Origin of the sequence: Streptomyces sp. NPDC050704 (genome assembly GCF_040654355.1) — a bacterium.
Classification (GTDB): domain Bacteria; phylum Actinomycetota; class Actinomycetes; order Streptomycetales; family Streptomycetaceae; genus Streptomyces.
This window is the reverse complement of the sequence record NZ_JBFAHW010000173.1, coordinates 1-15,722: the sequence shown is the minus strand read 5'-3', so window position 1 is coordinate 15,722 and position 15,722 is coordinate 1. Positions and strand designations below refer to the sequence as shown.

Genomic DNA, 15,722 nt, shown 5'->3' with positions numbered 1-15,722 from the left:
GACGCAGAGAACTCCGGCGCTTCGCGCCTCCAGACCGAGGATCGCATTCCCGCCCGGCCTGAAGACCGGGATTCCCTGCGAAGATCAGAGGATGGGGCGCGGTGCCGTCGGGTTCGACCTGGCGGAGTTCGACTGGGGTGAGACGGAGCGGGCACGCGCCCGCGCGAAGGACTTCGTGCTGCGTGCCACAGCACTCGCGGCGAGCGGACATCGCTGGAGCGAGCTGGGCTACCACCCGCCCCGCGTGCATGACTACCTGCACCGCTTCACGACCATGGAGCACAAGGCGGAGGACGCGGCCCGCTCCCTCGCCGGGCTCGTCGGTGAGCTCCAGAACCGCGGGATCGAGCACCCGGGGGAGGCATGCCACATCTACGGCTACCTCACCCGCCTCGCCGCAGATATGAGGACTGCCCTCGACTCGATCGGGACCTCGGTTCAGCTCCTCCAGGATGAGGGTCGCCTGATGAGCGACTTCCGGGGCGAGCCTCTCGACGAAGTACTCGAGCGCTTCACGGAGCACTCCGCCGCGGCGCAGGACCTCGCGGGAGGGCTCGCGAACAAGCTGAGCAAGACCCACTCCGCCGTCGGCGACCTCGCGTACGCAGGAGACGCCCGATGAGCAGGAGAGATGTGATCGTCTGCGAACGGTGTGAGCGAAGGCCGGGGCCGGGTGATGGCTCCGGCTTTCGTCTTGTCGTGCAGCTGCCCGTCGTGTCGGCTGCGAATGGCCGCAAGGCGTCAGCTCCACACCCAAGAGCCTCTCAAGAGAGTGAATAGGTGCAGATAAAGGTGTGACTCTTTCAAAGAGTTGAGTTGATGCTGATACAGTGATAGTGAGTTGAGTGCCTTAGGAGGGTGAGTGAATCAGCCGCACGGAGAAGTCGCGATGAACGCAACCGAAGCCCGTACGGAGCTCTTCTCCCTGGTGAAGCGCGCCGAGCTGGAAGGGCGTACCACGCTGATCCACAAGCATCGGGAGCGCGTTCTGCTGGCGCCGCTCGACCGGCTACCGGCAGCCCGAAAGGCCGATGCATTCCCCTCCCACGCGCTGAGTGCGGCGCAGAAGGACTTCGGCGAACTCATCACGCTGGCCGCCCAGGGCCAGCCGCAGGTGCTCCGACGCAGCCGTACCCCCGTCGCGGTACTGCTCCCCGCCGACACCCCGTCCGGTGCTCCCTCGTCCGACACGACCGCGCACACTGGCGCGGCACCCGCAGGAGGTGCGGTGAACAGCCCACATGATCAGGACAGCGGCGGCGCACCGCGCAGGCTCGCCACGCTGGGCGACGCCATCGGCGCCGTGCTCGCTTCCGGCCCGACCAGCGGCCCCATGTTCGGGCTGCCCGGCCTGGACGCCGCAACGGGCGGTCTGCAGCCGGGTCGGCTGACGCTGGTGGCGGCCGCGCCGAACGTGGGCGGAAGTCTGCTGGGCCTGGCTGCCGCGCGGCAGACCGCGCTCGTCGACCACCACCGGGTCCTGTACGCGGCGTCGGGACCGAACCAGGCCGACATCATGCGCCGGATCATCTCCGCGGAGACCGGCGGCGACTACCCGCGCCTGAAGCAGGGCCGCCTCACCCAGCGCGAGCAGCAGGTGGCCCAAGAGCTGGTCCAGGCGCCGCTGCTCATCGACGACGGCAGTGAGCTGACCGCCGAGGCGATCGCGGAGACCGCCCCGTACGTCCAGGATCTGGCCCTGGTGGTCGTGGACCGGCTCCAGGCCGCCCACAACGCCCGTCTTCCGCTGTCCGGTGACCGTCTCCCGGACGCCTCCCAGGTTTTGGCCTCTCTCGCGCGCACCCTGCGTGTGCCGGTGCTCGCCATCGTGGACAGCGCCGATCCCACGTTTCTGGGTCTCCTGGCCGCCGACGTCATATTGACGCTCGCGCCGACCGAGGACCCTGCCAAGGTCCAGGTGACGGTTGCGGAGCGCGACTTCGGCACGATCGGCTCGGCGTACCTGCAGCCCGACCTGCTCCGTGCCCGCTTCCTCGACGCCGGAGCCGCCCCCCTCGACCGCGCCCACAGTCCGGCGCACCCGGGGCTCTCGCCGGCCGCCAGGGGAACGGCGGCGCTGGAACTGGCCGAAGCCGCCCTTCCCTACACGTCCGGCGGACACCAGGGGATCCCGGCAGCCCTCACCCACGAGCTGGCGGCATGGCGGACCGCAGTCGCCAACGGCGACCAGGAAGCCCTCAAGGCAATCCTGCCGTCGCTGCTCCAGGCCGCCGCAGCGGTAGCGGAGATGCCGGACACACATGAGGGGCACCGCCTCGCCGCCGCGCTGCTGTCCTACGGCACGCCCGTGCCCACCGACACCGCCTCAAGCGCCGGGCAGACCTCTGCCGCCGGTGCTCCTGTCCACGCCCCGGCGGACAGCGGGCAGGCCCAGGACGACGTGACGGAGGACGAGGAAGACGACCAGGACGGACTGGTGCCGGGGGATGAGAAGGACGAACCTGAGGGCCATGTCTTCCCCGCCCTGAAGATCCTCAAAGACGCCGTGAAGCGCTCGAAGATGCACCCGATCCCGGTCATCCGCACCGAGGAGCGTGACAGCGGTCCGTGGCCGCTGATCAGCGAGCACATGGACGGCGAGCCCCGCTGGGTCCACCCCGACGTCACCCTCACCCGCGTTCCCCACGTCAGGGCGAACGGAAAGCGCGTCCGGCGCGACAAGTTCGACGTGCCCGACTCCTTCGGTGGGGGCGTGCTGTGCCTGATCGACCGCAACGGCAGCTTCCCCTCCGGCTGTTCGGCCGTGCCCCTCGCCCCGAACAAACTCCTGCACACCGGCCCGCTCGACGCGTTCGACAAGACCCAGGCCGGCATCTATCTCATCGACATCCCGCAGTGGACCCGTACCGACATGCCGCACCCGCTGGGGCGGATCATCGACCGGCCCGACGAGGACGGCCGGGTGTGGGTCACCACCTCCCACATCAAGCAGCTGGAAAAGCTCGTTCGGGAGGGCCACCTCAGCGTCATGCCGGTCATTCACGACTCCTGGACCGGGAAGTACAACGAGTCCCTCTTCAAGCCCTTCTACGAGGCCACCCGCAAGGCACGGACCGAGCTCGTCCAGGTCGGCGGCGACCCCTACAAGGCGTACAAGACCAGGCTGTCCATCGCGCTGCGCCTGCTGTGGCCCAAACGCCCCGAACAGCGGTCTCCGTTCTGGCGGCCGGACTGGCGCATGAGCATGGTCGCCGAGGCATCCGTCCGTCACTGGAGTGTGGCCTTCAGGGCCGTCCAGGAAGGCCACACGCTCCTCGCGCTGCGCAACGTCGACGCGGCCGTCTTCTGGGCGCCCGACGGCACCGCGCCCGCCACATACCGGATCGGGACCGGCTTCGGCGAGGTCAAGGCCAACTTCATCCAGTCCGGCGAGATCATCCCCGAAGGTGACGACTGATGGCCGGACCCACCGGCCGCGGCGACTCCCTGGGCGCCGCCCTGGGTGACCTCCTGCGCGCCCAGGTCACCCCCCGCCACCGGCTGTCGACGTACAACGCCAAGCACTGGCACGCCCAGCTCAGCCAGCTCACCGCAACCCACCGCGGATACCAGGCCCTGGACGAGGCCGGACTGAATGTGACCACCAAGACCCTGCTCAACTGGCTGTCCGACCCCGAGTACAACATCCGCCGCAGCTATCGCGACCTCATCCACACCGCCTACGAGAATGTCGCCATCGTCCCCGCCGACCCGATCCCCGACCACGTCAAGAACGGCGATTTCGAGATCAGCGGCTGGGTCACCACCGGCACCGACCGGCGCGAGCGCGGAACACCAGACGCCGCGCCTCTGCGGATCGACGGGCGCCGGGGCGACTGGGACGCGATCGAAGACCTCTGGGTGGCCGGCGAGCTCACTGATGACGAGTTCGAGGACCACTTCATCGACGACGTCATTGTCGAGGACATCGGCGAAGGCACCGACGGATGGACCTTCGACGGAAGCAGCTACTCCGTTGAAGTCAGGTGACACACCTCAGGTGACACACCAGAAGGGAACCTGCGGGTGAGCATCAGCCCTGATAGGCCCGCGTTGAGGTACAGCACCTCCTGGTGGTGACAGAGGCCGGGGCGGTGGAAGGCGCGCATGTCGAAGTCGCCGAGTTGGACACGGGGGCACCCGCCGGCAGCAGCGACGAGTTCGGTGAGGGCTGGCACGGTGTCGTCCAGGCGGTGACGAGCGGGCTGACGCACATCGCCGACCGTACCGTCCGCCAGGCCCGTGCGGCGGCGGCCGCAGCAGAGCCGGCCGCATCGAGCCCGCCACCCTGCCGCTCGCCCGCGGCGGTCGACGCGGTGAGGGAGGAGCAGGTCCACCGGGTACTTGAGGCGGCCGAGCGGATCCTCGTGTCCCTGCTGCCCTGGCCGACCGGCCTCCCGCGCCTACTACGACAAGAAGATCGCCCAGGGAAAGCACCACACCCAAGCTCTCCTCTGCCTCGCAAGACGCCGAGCCGACGTGCTGTTCGCGATGCTCCGCGACGGCACCTTCTACGCCCCCAACCCGTCCTCACAGGTTGACGAAACCCATCGGAGCACCCCGGTCACGTGGGTGCGGAACGTGCCGTTGCCGTCGTATCCCCGGCAATGGTCTGATGCTCGACGAAGGCTCGACCAAGGAGCTGCGTCGGTGTTCACCACCCGGCCGACCCTCCAGGGCACCTACGGCATGGTGTCCTCCACCCACTGGCTCGCCTCGCAGTCGGCCATGGCCGTGCTGGAGAACGCCGGCAACGCCTTCGACGCGGCGGCTGCGGCCGGCTTTGTGCTGCACGTGGTCGGGCCGCATATGAATGGCCCGGCCGGTGAGGTGCCGATCATTCTCGCTCCGGCCGGGGGCGATCGGGTAGTGCTGTGCGGGCAGGGCCCGGCGCCCGCCGGGGCAACGATCGAGCACTACACCTCGCTGGGACTCGACCTGGTGCCCGGCACCGGCCCGCTCGCCTCTGCCGTCCCCGGTGCCTACGACGCGTGGATGCTGCTCCTGCGCGACTATGGCACCAAGTCCCTTGCGGAGTTTCTGAAGTACGTCATCGGCTACGCAGAGCAGGGTCACCCGCTGGTGGGCAGCGTTGGCGCCACAGTCGAGACCGTCCGAGAGCTCTTCGAGAACGAGTGGACGACCTCAGCCGATCTGTACCTGCGAGGCGCGAAGGCTCCGCAGCCGGGAAGGCTCTTCAAGAATCCATCGCTGGCCAGGACATGGCGCCGCGTCATCTCCGAGGCCGAGGCGGCGGGCGCCTCGCGCGAGGCGCAGATTGACGCGGCCCGAAGGGGGTGGTCGCAGGGCTTCATCGCGGAGTTCGCGGCGCGGCCCGCGTTGGACACTTCCGGCGAGCGTCACGCCGGGACGCTGACCGGCGACGACCTTGCTTCATGGCCGGCTACTTACGAGGCACCCGCCACATACGACTGGGACGGCTGGACGGTCTGCAAGGCGGGCCCGTGGAGCCAGGGCCCGGTCTTCCCTGCAACAACTTGCGTTGCTTCCAGGGGAGTTGGGCGAGGGCACCCCCGAATACTTCCATACCCTCATCAAGGGCACCAAGCTCGCCATGGCCGACCGAGAGGCCTGGTACGGCGATGCGGCCGAGGTCCCGCTGGGGAGTTCCTGTCGGCGGAGTACAACCAGGGCGCCGCGCCCTCATCGGGGAGCGAGCCTCAGTTGAGCAAATGCGCGCTCGCCCTACACCGCGTTCCGCGAGGTCGGCCGTGTGATCCGCACGGTGCAGCTACTGCGCTACCTCTCGGATGCGCCGCTGCGCCGACGGGTTATGGCCGCGACGAACAAGGTCGAGTCGTTCAACCGGTTCTCCCAGTGGGTCGGCTTCGGCAACCAGGGGGTCCTCGCCGACAACGACCCCATCGAGCAGGAGAAGGCGATGAAATTCAACGCCCTGCTCACGAACGCGGTGATCTTCCACAACGCCCTGGACATCGCGGAGATCATCCGCCAGCTCCATGAGGAGGGCTGGGAGATCGACCCAGAAGGCTTGGCGTATATCTCGCCGTACCTGACCGGGCACATCAAACGGTTCGGCGAGTACTCCATCCACGAACTCGGCATCCAGCCCGAAGCGTACGAGACGAAGCTTGACGTCGACTTCGCCCCCCTGCGCGAGGACCTCACTGCCGTCGGCCTCCGCCAGGCCGCCTGATTCGTAGACGCTTCGAACTCGCCATGAAAGACCGGCTCGGCCCCACCCTGATGAAGACCGCTGACACCTGGCGCCACCCTGCACTCAGTAGCACGTCGGTGAGGACGCAGCTCCAGGGCTCTGCCCTTCCCGGAGGTGGCACTCAGTGCCATAGTGTGGGTGTGAATTCCTCACTGACCTCCGGGGCCTCGCAGGCTTGGGCGGCACTGGGTGCCGACTCATCGCTGTTCGACCTAGTGTCCTACGGCGGTCCATCCGGAGGACGGCCGGCGCGGCTGCCCGTCATGGAGCTGGCGCGTGCCACTGTCGCAGTGTGCTCGCTCGCGGCAGCCGAGCTCACTTCCGTACGTACGGGGCGCCCCGTTCCCCGTGTGCAGGTTGATGACGAGGCAGTCGCGACGGCGTTCCTCAGCGACCGGTTGGTGCGGGTCGACGGGCAAGCGTGGTCGACCTTCTCGCCGCTGTCTCGGTTCTGGCGGGCGACCGATGGATGGGTTCGTACGCACGCCAATTACCCGCACCACCGGGCCCGATTGCTCGCCGCTCTCGGGGTGCCGGAGGGCGTCGGCGGGGACGAGGCGGACGCGGTGGGCCAGGCGATCGCCCGGCTTCCCGCGCTGGAGGTGGAGGAGACTGTGTACACGGCGGGCGGTTTGGCCGTCGCGGCACGCAGTCCCGAGGACTGGGCCATGAGCGAGCAGGGGGTCATGGTTGCGGGACAGCCGCTGCTGACGACAGCGCGCATCGATGATGCCCCCGCCCGGATGCTTGGTGGTGCCGCGCTACCGTGCGCAGGGCTGCGCGTCCTGGATCTGACCCGAGTGCTGGCTGGACCGGTCGCCACCCGAACGCTGGCGTTGCTCGGCGCTGACGTGCTGCGGATCGACGCCCCACAGCTGCCGGAAAGTCAGGAGGCCCACAACGACACAGGAATGGGGAAGCGGTCGACCGCCCTGGACCTGGGAGAGGCCACCGACCGTGGGCTCTTCGAGGGACTGCTCAATATGGCAGATGTGGTGGTCACCGGTTACCGGCCGGGCGCGCTGGAACGGTTCGGACTAACACCCGAGGCGCTCGCCGAGTGCCGTCCGGGTCTCGTGATTGCCCAGCTCTCCGCGTGGGGCCGTTACGGGCCGTGGCATGAGCGGCGCGGCTTCGACAGCCTGGTACAGGTGGCCACCGGCATCGCCGAACTGGAGGGTTCGCCGGACTCGCCCGGTGTGCTGCCCGCCCAGGCGCTCGACCACGGCACCGGTTATCTGCTTGCGGCCGGCGTGCTGCGCGCGCTCACTGAGCAGCACCGCACGGGCGGCACCCGACTTGTTCGTCTGGCCCTGACGCAGACCGCGCACTGGTTGGTCCACGATCTGGCAGCCGTTCCGGGCGAGGATGAGGGCTTCGACGCCGAGCACTGGCTGACTGAGACCGCCAGCCCCATGGGCCGACTGCGGCACACGCTGCCGCCGGTGTCGTACGAGGGGGGCCCGGTGAACTGGGCACGCCCGCCGGGTCTGTTGGGGACGAACGCCCCGGTCTGGGGCGGCGCCTGACGAATATTTCGGGGGGTGCGCCCGTTCCACACATGCGGTCATCGTCACGGCCGCCGGGAGACAGACTGCCCTGTCACCGAGTACACCCCACATTGGATCGGCGTGACTCCTGGTTCGTGCCAAAGAAGCGCGTTTCATAGACGGTCGCTCATGAAACATCTCGTCCCCCGGACATCCACCTGCGGCGATCATGTTTCATGAGTCGTTGCAAACGACGGGACGTCTGAAACACCCTTATGAAACGGTCTGGGGCGCGAGCGACGACTTCAAGCGCGTGGAATCGCACGCCTGCCCGATCTCCACCTGCGCCGCCCCCGCGGGCTCCCCGTGCCGCACCGGCAAGGGCAAGGTGGCCATCCAATACCACACCGCCCGCTTCCGCCTCGTGCCCCAACTCGCCAAGACCCTCAGTGTGCCGACTCCTGCGGTGCGCAAGCCGGGCTCACTCTGGAGCGAGCTGCCCCGGCCCGCGAGCGCCGGCACCGAGCCGGTCGGACACGTACGCCTCGGGTATGCCCGCGCCTCGACCGCGCGGCAGTCCCTGGATGCGCAGATGGGCTCCCTCACCGAAGCCGGGGTCACCCGCGTCTTCTCCGAGAAGATCTCCACCCTCGCCACCCAACGCCCCGACCTGGAGGCCGCCGTGAAGCTTGCCGGTGAAATCCGTACCTCCGGCGTCGCTGTCACCCTCGTCGTCCACGACCACAAGGGCCTCGGCCGCGGCATCGAACTCGCCTTGCTCGCCGAGGAGCTGAAAGCCGGCGACGTCGGCCTGGAGTTCCTCGCCGGGGAGCTGAAGGGTTCGCACGACCCCTCCGGCATCGTGTTCACCGTGCTGGCCGCCATGTCCGGCATAGAGCGCGAGTACATCCGCGACCGCACCCTCGAAGGCCACGCGTCCGCCCGCAAGCGCGGCAAGACCATCGGCGGCGCGGGCGTCACCGACGGCGACATGTTGTCCATGGCCCTCCACCTGCGCGACCAGGAGATGAGCCTGTGCGACATCGCCAAGCGACTCGTTATTACCACAGGTGCGAAGAAGGGACAGCACCCTTCGCCCGCCACTGTTATGCGGATGCTGCGCGAATACGACGAACGCACGGCCGCGGCCTTGGCGGCGTAGAGAAGTCGGCGCAGTGGAGCCATCAGGACTTCAAGATCAACAACTGGCGTTTTTTGGGCTTACCTCGGCGCTACCCGCATTGAAGATGCCCGCCGCGAGGGCCCCGCGGATGCCTGCCACCACGTCGGCGTGCTGCTGGTGGCGATGCAGCAACAGCACCTTGACTCAGGGCTTTCGTTCCTTCGATGTCACCGAGGGCCTTCTTGGCCGCGGCCCAGAACGCCTCGTGGACGGCCGCGAAGGTGCCCTCGGCGTGGGCCTGGTGGAGGGCCTCGGAGCGCTCCAGCGCGCCCGGCTTGGTCAGCAGGGCTTCCAAGTAGTGGTCCAGGACGAGGTGTTCGGCACCGCGGCCGGCCAGCCGCCGATGGCGGGCGATCTCCCGTCGGCCGTCATAGGCAGCCATGTCGTCGCAGGTGAGCGTGACGGTGACCCTGCGGTCGATGAAACGGACCGGGACCGAGTACCGGCACATCTTCACGGTGATCACGCCGTAGCGGTCGACGCGGGGCGTGAGCGTGATCCCGGTGGCGAACGGATCGTCCGGTAGCGGCATCAGATGACCGGCCTCGCGGGCGAAGTTCTGCGAGATCGTCCGCATCCTCGCCCAGATCCGCCGCTCGTCCTCCTTCGCCTCGAACTCGGCGAACCTGGCGTTGAGTTCGTCCAGGCTGTCCACCTGGGGCACCGGGGTGAGGTAGTTGCGGCGGAAGTAGCCGACCTGTCCCTCGACGCCGCCCTTCTCGTGGGCGCCGCGCAGGCCAGGCTCGCAGTGGAACGGGGTGAATCGAACCTCCGTGGGTTCTCGAATTCTGAAGGGTGCTTGAGATGAACCCACGGGTGCCGGTGGCGAGTTGGCCTGGATCGGCACTGCGGTTCAGGAACTGTGCGGGACCGGGCGGTCAGATGCCGTGTCGGCTCATGCTTCGTACCAGCCCAGCGCTCCTGCGCCGTCGGAGGGGTCGAACGACTGGTGGAGCCCCACGAGCGCGGTGACCAGGCGAGAGTCCCAGCCGGGCATCAACACTCGGTAGTCGTCAGCCAAACCGCGGAAGACGAGGTGTGCCCGGCCCGCGCCGTCGCGCCAGATGACACGGCGGGGAGGACCGAACCCGCCGTCGCCCTCGCCCAAAATGGAGGTGATCCCCCATAGCAGGCTGACCGGCAGTCCCGCCGGCCACCACAGCGCCCACCACATCAGGCGACCCTGATAGCCCTGCAGGGCAGGACCCGCGGCCGGCTCTACGGTCCACCGCGTCCGGCCGAACCGGAGAAAGCCGCGACGCCGCAACGTGATCCGTCCGAGCAGCGTGCCGGACGGGTCCTCGACACGATAGACGGCGGGGTGCTCGCTCACACGCGGGCCCAGGGGCCGCTCGGTGGTCACCCGGGCCAGCGGGGCCTGCCCGTCAGGGACGATGTGGAAAGCGCGGACGGAGCGATACCGGTCCGGGGCAGGGGCGTCGGCATCACGGCAGAGCCGAACAGCCCCGCCTTGCTTGTCCTGTTCACCCCCGCTGACGATGGCCGGCGGAAACACCGCGTACCGCATCTCATAAGTCACTTGCCCCTGGGTCACGCTCTCCCTCTCCCCGCTCCATCAGTCCAGTGGCGATGCTCTCACCATGGTGATCGGGAGCAGCGTGCGGGCTCTCGCACCGCCGCTCAGCGGGTGCGCGAATCGTGTTCGGCGGCGGAGAGGGTGACTGCGTTCGTGTAGCGGAGGCTGGTCTTGGCGCCGAGGGAGAAGAGGTGCCCGAGGTGGAGAGGGTCGGCGCCGCTGGCGAGGGCCTCCTCCAGGATGCGGTCCTGCCGCAGCCGGTCAAGGCTGATGGGCAATGGCTGGACGAGCTTGTCCATCCAGGACTCTGCTGACCACGCACTACGGCATCCGCCGCCTGATGGTACGGGCGGCTGACCAGGCCGCAATGGATCCCGATCGGTTGTCGTTCATCCGGGCATTGCGGGTGGTCCGCAGACAAGTAGTGGATCAAGGAGCTTTTTCCCCTGCCTACCTGAGGCAGGCACTGATCCTCACCCAGGCAGAGATCCTGGCCCGGCCCAATCCGCCTCGACGCCACCGCACTTGTCCCCGGACGGTGAAACGACACCGCCTGAGCCGCCATCGAGTCAAACGGACGGCCGACCGCCCCACGCTCCATGACGGACCGCCGACTCTGAACATCCTGAGACGCTAACCAAGCGGCATTGCCATCAGACCCGGAGCGCTTCAGTCGGCGGGCTTCTCCGCGATGGGTTGCGGCGGGTAGAGGATGGCCTTGGCCTCGGCCAGGTTCTCGACCACGCCGGTGGTCTCCCACTCAGTGCCGGTCCACTCCTGGATCACGCGCGGAGCGTCCGGATCTACGTGCTGGCCACGGTGCGGTCCCGGGCTGAGCGGGATTATCCGGAGCTTGCCCTTCGCTGCGTTACGTCGGGCTTCGCGGCGCCGCGCCCACTGAGCGGTGTGCATCGTGAGGTCGCAGGTCACAGGTCTGGTGTGAATGTCGAGTTGGGTACTCGTGCCGGTCGGCGGCCGATGACCATGGCGTAGATCATCGGGCAGGTCCGGCTCCGGCGGGATGCCGGGTTCGGCTGCGCCCACGACCGGCCCCGCCTACGATCCGTCAGCAGGTCGGCACGCTGTGAGAACGCGGGAGGGCGTGGCCGAGTTTTCCCGGCAAGGCACGAGGATGGTCAGGCGGGCTCGGGTGGGTCGACGGCGAACTCGTGGCGACCTCCCAGTGCCGGTCCGGGATGACGATGTCGGCGGTCTCTACGGCGCGGCCGTCGCCGGCGTAGTATGTCCGCTCGATCGTCTGGACCAGGTCACCGGCGCTGAGGCCGAGCGGGGCGGCCTGCTCCGCGCTGGCGCGGGCAGGGCGCGGGATCTCCAGCCAGGTTTCGATGTCGACGCCGATCGAGCGCATCCGCTCGACCACGCCCTTGCCGGCGAGCGGGCCCATCTCCGGAAGCAGGACGGGCGTGCCGCCGGCGATGGCCATGGGCTCCCAACTCACGGAGAGCTGGGCGGGCTTGCCGTCGGCGAGGAACTCGTACGCCGTGCGCACGGTCGGCTCGCCGGGCTCGATACCGAGGCGCCGGGCGATGTGTTCCGGGGCGGGGGTGCGGGCCTCGGAGGCTGCCTCCCAGCTTCCGTTGCCTCCGATCTCGTACATGTCTGCGCGGAACGGGCTGCCGCCGCGGCGTTCGCGGTGCCGGGACCGGATCATTCGGAGCCGGTCGCGGGGCGGGGCCACGTAGGTGCCTGAGCCGGCGCGGCCCTCGAGGAGACCTTCAACGATGAGGCGTTCCTGCGCCTTCCTGGGACACTCAGGACGCCGACCCAACGATCACCTGATTACGAGCGCACCCGGACATCGAGGTGCTCTGCCGCGACGGATCGGCAGCCTACCGCGGCGCGATCAGCGGCGGTGCGCCACGGGCCGTCCAGATGCAGCGACCAGTTCCACCTCTGGCGGAACTCCGGACGCAAGGTCTACGAGGTGGTCACGGCACCGCAGCCACCAGCCCCCTGCCCGACGACGATCTCTGGGGCGGAGGTCCGGCGCGAGTAGAGGCGGAAGGCTCGAGCAGGCTGCAGCAGCCAGCGCGCTCTGGAGTCGGCGCCGGGCTGTGCTCCGCTGGTTGCTTTCCATGTGGTCCTGACAGATGTCAGGACCACATGGCGGGGCAGGCGGAGTACGTTCTCCCGCATGCCACAGCGCATCGGCGTGCCGACCCCCGCCTACTGGGGGCCCGCACGTCGGCGACAACCGGTGTGCACCATGTCCGTTGCTTCCCGCGTGTTGCGTCAGCCTCAGGAACCATGGGGCAGCGGACTCCAGTCGGAAGCCAGGAGGAGATCGGGGCCCGGCCCGGCCTCTGCAGATTCCTGGCCATGTAGGTGCGGATCATGACCGCGGTACCCGGGACCGGACCAGCCCGCCGTCCGGACCAGTTCCTCGTCACCTCTTGCTTCATCAGGAAAGGAATGGCATGTCCCTCTTGAAGCGCTACGCATCCCTCGCAGCTGCAGCCGTGGCTGTGCTGTCTGTGGGCTTGGCCGTACCGGCATCCGCCGAGTCGACGCACGCCCGGGCGGCCTTTGGTGAACAGGCCCGCACTGCCGGCCTCAGCCGAGACGATGCCGACGCTCTCCAGTCGAAGGTAGACCGCTACCTTGCCCGCCACGACGGACGGCAGGTCGCGGCGAATGAGATTGCCCTGGCCGACGGCGCCACGCTGACGGTCACCGTTCCCGGCGAGAGGTATGTACGTGAGCTGAGCACGTCGGCCGGAAGCCGTGCCGTGGCACAGTGGGAGTGCGACCAGGAGTACTTCTGCATGTACCGCCAGCAGTTGGGCATGGGCGACCGCCTAGCCCTGTACTACTGCCAGGACTACGCGCTGCAGGACTGGACCGGCGAGGGCTCCTACTACAACCTCCAGACCCGTGGTACCCAGGCGCTGATGAAGAACCAGAACCGTACCGTCATCGACGTCACGCCTGGCGCTCCCTATGGCAATCCGAGCTATGACTGGACCCCCGTCTGGTACGTCAGGCCCTGCTGATACCGCCGGGGGACTTCGCCGTTCCTGTTGGTCAGATGCGTAGTCTCCAGCCCAGAGGGCTGACGGCTCATCAGGACCGCTCGGGCAAGCCGGTCGGTCCGGCGGGTCGCCGCGCACGCTCGGGTCACGATGCCGCTCTTCGGGCCGCCGCCCACCATCTGGAGAAGGCCTGTGCTGCGGCCCTGCGCGCCGGGGACGACGACACAGCCGACCGGCTGCTCCAGGAGCTGATGGACCTGGCCGCTTCGTGGCAGGAACCGTCGGGACCACTCGGCCGGCCACACCGGCGACGGGAATCATCCGGAAGTACCGGGATATGTGCGCTTGTTCAGGGGAGACCCTGATACATGTCAGGTGTCGCGGGCCGGGTGACCGACCGTACGGTCACCAGCGGTGAGCGAGGGACGGCCGGGCTACCGGTCGCCCGCGCGCGCCCACCACACTTGCCGACACACGAAAGAGGGCTGATGAGCCGCCGATTGCTCAGGACACTGCTGACCGCCGGGAGCACCGCCGCGGTGATGGCGCTCCTGCCGACCTCCGCCCACGCCGCCTCGTTCTCGGGTGGCAACTACGGGGCCTACGGCATGGAGGGGCAGTACCCCACCACGAACTACTGCACGGGCACGTTCCGACAGGTCGGACCCACCCAGTACGCCGGGAACATGGCCCTGAAGTACTTCTACTCCGACAAGTGCGGCTCGTTCGCCCGGATCGAGAATTCCCGGGAGAACTGTGCTGCCGTGCTGCAGCGTTCCAACGACGGTGTGGGCCGCAATGACGGCTGGGTCTCCGAGACCGTCGATCCGGGCATCACCTACGCCTACACGCAGATGGGCAACAACCTCAACGGCCGTGTGTCGCGAGCCGTGCTCTCCTGCGACGGCCACGACCTGGCTTGGACCGCCTGGTACTGAGCACGGGCTGCGGCGGGTCACCGGTCTTTCCGGTGGCCCGCGGCGGCGCCGACGGCGCTCGTCGTGCAGCCGAGCGGGCAGGACGGCAACCGGCCGACTTCACCGAGACTACGGATGTGGAGTAGTCAGCACGGTGCCGGCAAGGATGGCCGGGCCCGGGGTCACGAGGCCGTCACCTCCGTGTCCCTGAGCGCGTGTCTGACGTGCACAGCCACACTCCTGGTCGGGGTGCTGGTTGAAGGCGTTCACAATGGCCTGGTAGGCGGTGTTCGTCTCGGGCGGTTCGGATCACAGTGCCGCAGCCACCGCCGAGAGCAGGCGCCACAGTCGGGTGTGGGGCGTGGGGTCGGGGATGGCGCGGTTGGTGAGGTAGGCGAGCGAGATGCCGGATTCCGGGTGGGCGAAGGCAAGGTGTCCGCCGAGGCCGTCGTGCCCGAGTGAGCGGTGTGCAAGCTGAAGTTGCTGTTCACGGGGTTGGTGTGCGTGGGCATCGGGATGCTCGTGCTGGTCGCCGGCAGGTGACTTTGGAGAAGATCGTCGGCCATCGGGCGACTTCACGGTTCGTGAGGACCAGCAAGGCCCGGACCAGGGCGGTCGCCCAGGCGGGGCCGGTGCGTACCTTGCCGAGGACGCGCCAGTTCTTGAGGTGGGCGAAGCCGTGCTCGACGGGTGCCCGGCCGGCCGCCAGCGCCGTGTTGGACAGCTTCTGGCCTCGCGTGAGGGGCCGGTTCCGGGCGGCCTTGTAGCCGGCGATCACCGCCGGATCGGCGTCGGGGCCGCCGGCCTCCCGCACGATCGCACGGATCTTGCGGTAGTCGCCGGGCAGCGCGCCCTCGTCGGCCGCGTCGCTGCGGTGCGGTGCGGGATGAGCAGGACTGCCCGCCCGGCCACCTTCGCCGATACCGGAGCGACAGCCCCGGCGTCGGCCCGGGCCTGCTCGGCCAGGCGGTTCAACACCCGCTCCGCGATCGCCAGTTCATCCCGCTCAGGCCTGGACCTCCTGGAGTTGCTTGGCCAACTCCTCGACGAGGGCGTCCAGTTCGCTCCGGCGGGCGGTGATCCACTGCCGCTCCTGCATCCCCCGCGCCCTCCCGCGTTCTCACGGCGTGTCGACCTGCTGACGGATCGTAGGCAGGGACGGTCGTGGGCGCAGCCGAATCGGGCATCCCGCCGGAGCCGGACCTGCCCGATGATCTACGCCATGGTCATCGTCCGCCGACCGGCACGAGTACCCGACTCGCCATTCACACCAGACCCGTGACCTGCGACTTCACGATGCACACCGCTCAATGTGGGATTCCGCAGAAGGCGGCCGGGCAGGCGCGCGACCCGGTGCACCCGCCCGCTGCGCCACGCCCGCCGCGTGGTGTTGAGGCCGCTAC

11 protein-coding genes and 6 pseudogenes are annotated in these 15,722 nt (G+C 68.6%); 11 read left to right on the top strand and 6 right to left on the bottom strand.

The window, feature by feature from the left end:
- Nucleotides 1-91: 91 nt before the first annotated feature.
- The 8 genes and pseudogenes from AB0I18_RS48275 to AB0I18_RS48240 all read left to right on the top strand — a co-directional run bounded on the left by AB0I18_RS48275 (nucleotide 92) and on the right by AB0I18_RS48240 (nucleotide 8,851).
- On the top strand, nucleotides 92-622 hold the full coding sequence (locus AB0I18_RS48275; protein ID WP_363112214.1) for a hypothetical protein: 531 nt from the start codon (nucleotides 92-94) through the stop codon (nucleotides 620-622).
- Between the two features lie 267 nt (nucleotides 623-889).
- Nucleotides 890-3,418 (top strand): DnaB-like helicase C-terminal domain-containing protein, encoded by a 2,529-nt coding sequence (locus AB0I18_RS48270; RefSeq protein WP_363112213.1) that lies wholly within the window; start codon nucleotides 890-892, stop codon nucleotides 3,416-3,418.
- Complete coding sequence (locus tag AB0I18_RS48265; protein WP_363112212.1) at nucleotides 3,418-3,990, top strand: hypothetical protein; 573 nt, start codon at nucleotides 3,418-3,420, stop codon at nucleotides 3,988-3,990. The genes AB0I18_RS48270 and AB0I18_RS48265 overlap by 1 nt, the downstream gene beginning before the upstream one ends.
- 399 nt (nucleotides 3,991-4,389) lie before the next feature.
- Nucleotides 4,390-4,521: pseudogene (locus AB0I18_RS48260) on the top strand (IS110 family transposase); the annotation flags it as partial.
- A gap of 129 nt (nucleotides 4,522-4,650) precedes the next feature.
- Nucleotides 4,651-5,690 (top strand): annotated as a pseudogene (locus tag AB0I18_RS48255) (gamma-glutamyltransferase); the annotation flags it as partial.
- A gap of 26 nt (nucleotides 5,691-5,716) precedes the next feature.
- A pseudogene (locus tag AB0I18_RS48250) lies at nucleotides 5,717-6,178 on the top strand (Tn3 family transposase); the annotation flags it as partial.
- 161 nt (nucleotides 6,179-6,339) lie between these two features.
- Nucleotides 6,340-7,728, top strand: a complete 1,389-nt coding sequence (locus tag AB0I18_RS48245; protein WP_363112211.1) for a CoA transferase — start codon at nucleotides 6,340-6,342, stop codon at nucleotides 7,726-7,728.
- A gap of 205 nt (nucleotides 7,729-7,933) precedes the next feature.
- On the top strand, nucleotides 7,934-8,851 hold the full coding sequence (locus AB0I18_RS48240; RefSeq protein WP_363112210.1) for a recombinase family protein: 918 nt from the start codon (nucleotides 7,934-7,936) through the stop codon (nucleotides 8,849-8,851).
- Nucleotides 8,852-8,921: 70 nt separating this feature from the next.
- Here AB0I18_RS48240 and AB0I18_RS48235 read toward each other — a convergent pair whose 3' ends face one another.
- From AB0I18_RS48235 to AB0I18_RS48225, 3 genes are all read right to left on the bottom strand, one after another.
- Nucleotides 8,922-9,686, bottom strand: coding sequence for a hypothetical protein (locus tag AB0I18_RS48235; RefSeq protein WP_363112209.1), 765 nt, complete (start codon nucleotides 9,684-9,686; stop codon nucleotides 8,922-8,924).
- 81 nt (nucleotides 9,687-9,767) lie between these two features.
- Nucleotides 9,768-10,427, bottom strand: coding sequence for a hypothetical protein (locus AB0I18_RS48230; RefSeq protein WP_363112208.1), 660 nt, complete (start codon nucleotides 10,425-10,427; stop codon nucleotides 9,768-9,770).
- An 86-nt stretch (nucleotides 10,428-10,513) separates the two neighbouring features.
- The gene (locus AB0I18_RS48225; RefSeq protein ID WP_363112207.1) at nucleotides 10,514-10,708 is read right to left on the bottom strand and encodes a hypothetical protein; all 195 of its coding nucleotides are present in this window, start codon (nucleotides 10,706-10,708) and stop codon (nucleotides 10,514-10,516) included.
- A gap of 8 nt (nucleotides 10,709-10,716) precedes the next feature.
- Between AB0I18_RS48225 and AB0I18_RS48220 the strand changes: the two are divergent.
- Nucleotides 10,717-10,857: pseudogene (locus AB0I18_RS48220) on the top strand (IS4 family transposase); the annotation flags it as partial.
- Nucleotides 10,858-11,078: 221 nt separating this feature from the next.
- Here the strand turns inward: AB0I18_RS48220 and AB0I18_RS48215 are convergent.
- Both AB0I18_RS48215 and AB0I18_RS48210 read right to left on the bottom strand, forming a co-directional pair.
- Nucleotides 11,079-11,321: a DUF6087 family protein gene (locus AB0I18_RS48215; protein WP_363112215.1), complete on the bottom strand. Its 243-nt coding sequence runs from the start codon at nucleotides 11,319-11,321 to the stop codon at nucleotides 11,079-11,081.
- Between the two features lie 154 nt (nucleotides 11,322-11,475).
- Nucleotides 11,476-12,174: pseudogene (locus AB0I18_RS48210) on the bottom strand (GntR family transcriptional regulator); the annotation flags it as partial.
- Nucleotides 12,175-12,847: 673 nt separating this feature from the next.
- On the opposite strand from AB0I18_RS48210, the gene AB0I18_RS48205 reads away from it, so the two are divergent.
- Together AB0I18_RS48205 and AB0I18_RS48200 are read left to right on the top strand one after the other, a co-directional pair.
- A complete protein-coding gene (locus AB0I18_RS48205) occupies nucleotides 12,848-13,423 on the top strand; it encodes a hypothetical protein (protein ID WP_363112206.1) in 576 nt (191 codons plus the stop codon).
- 467 nt (nucleotides 13,424-13,890) lie between these two features.
- Nucleotides 13,891-14,340: a hypothetical protein gene (locus tag AB0I18_RS48200; protein ID WP_363112205.1), complete on the top strand. Its 450-nt coding sequence runs from the start codon at nucleotides 13,891-13,893 to the stop codon at nucleotides 14,338-14,340.
- 544 nt (nucleotides 14,341-14,884) lie between these two features.
- Here AB0I18_RS48200 and AB0I18_RS48195 read toward each other — a convergent pair.
- A pseudogene (locus AB0I18_RS48195) lies at nucleotides 14,885-15,118 on the bottom strand (transposase family protein); the annotation flags it as partial.
- Nucleotides 15,119-15,722 lie beyond the last annotated feature (604 nt).

Excerpts from the sequence above, each read along its gene's own strand:
- AB0I18_RS48275 (WP_363112214.1), top strand. The coding sequence starts at position 92 with ATGGGGCGCGGTGCCGTCGGGTTCGACCTGGCGGAGTTCGACTGGGGT.
- AB0I18_RS48270 (WP_363112213.1), top strand. The coding sequence starts at position 890 with ATGAACGCAACCGAAGCCCGTACGGAGCTCTTCTCCCTGGTGAAGCGC.
- AB0I18_RS48265 (WP_363112212.1), top strand. The coding sequence starts at position 3,418 with ATGGCCGGACCCACCGGCCGCGGCGACTCCCTGGGCGCCGCCCTGGGT.
- AB0I18_RS48225 (WP_363112207.1), bottom strand. The coding sequence starts at position 10,708 with ATGGACAAGCTCGTCCAGCCATTGCCCATCAGCCTTGACCGGCTGCGG.
- AB0I18_RS48215 (WP_363112215.1), bottom strand. The coding sequence starts at position 11,321 with ATGCACACCGCTCAGTGGGCGCGGCGCCGCGAAGCCCGACGTAACGCA.
- AB0I18_RS48205 (WP_363112206.1), top strand. The coding sequence starts at position 12,848 with ATGTCCCTCTTGAAGCGCTACGCATCCCTCGCAGCTGCAGCCGTGGCT.
- AB0I18_RS48200 (WP_363112205.1), top strand. The coding sequence starts at position 13,891 with ATGAGCCGCCGATTGCTCAGGACACTGCTGACCGCCGGGAGCACCGCC.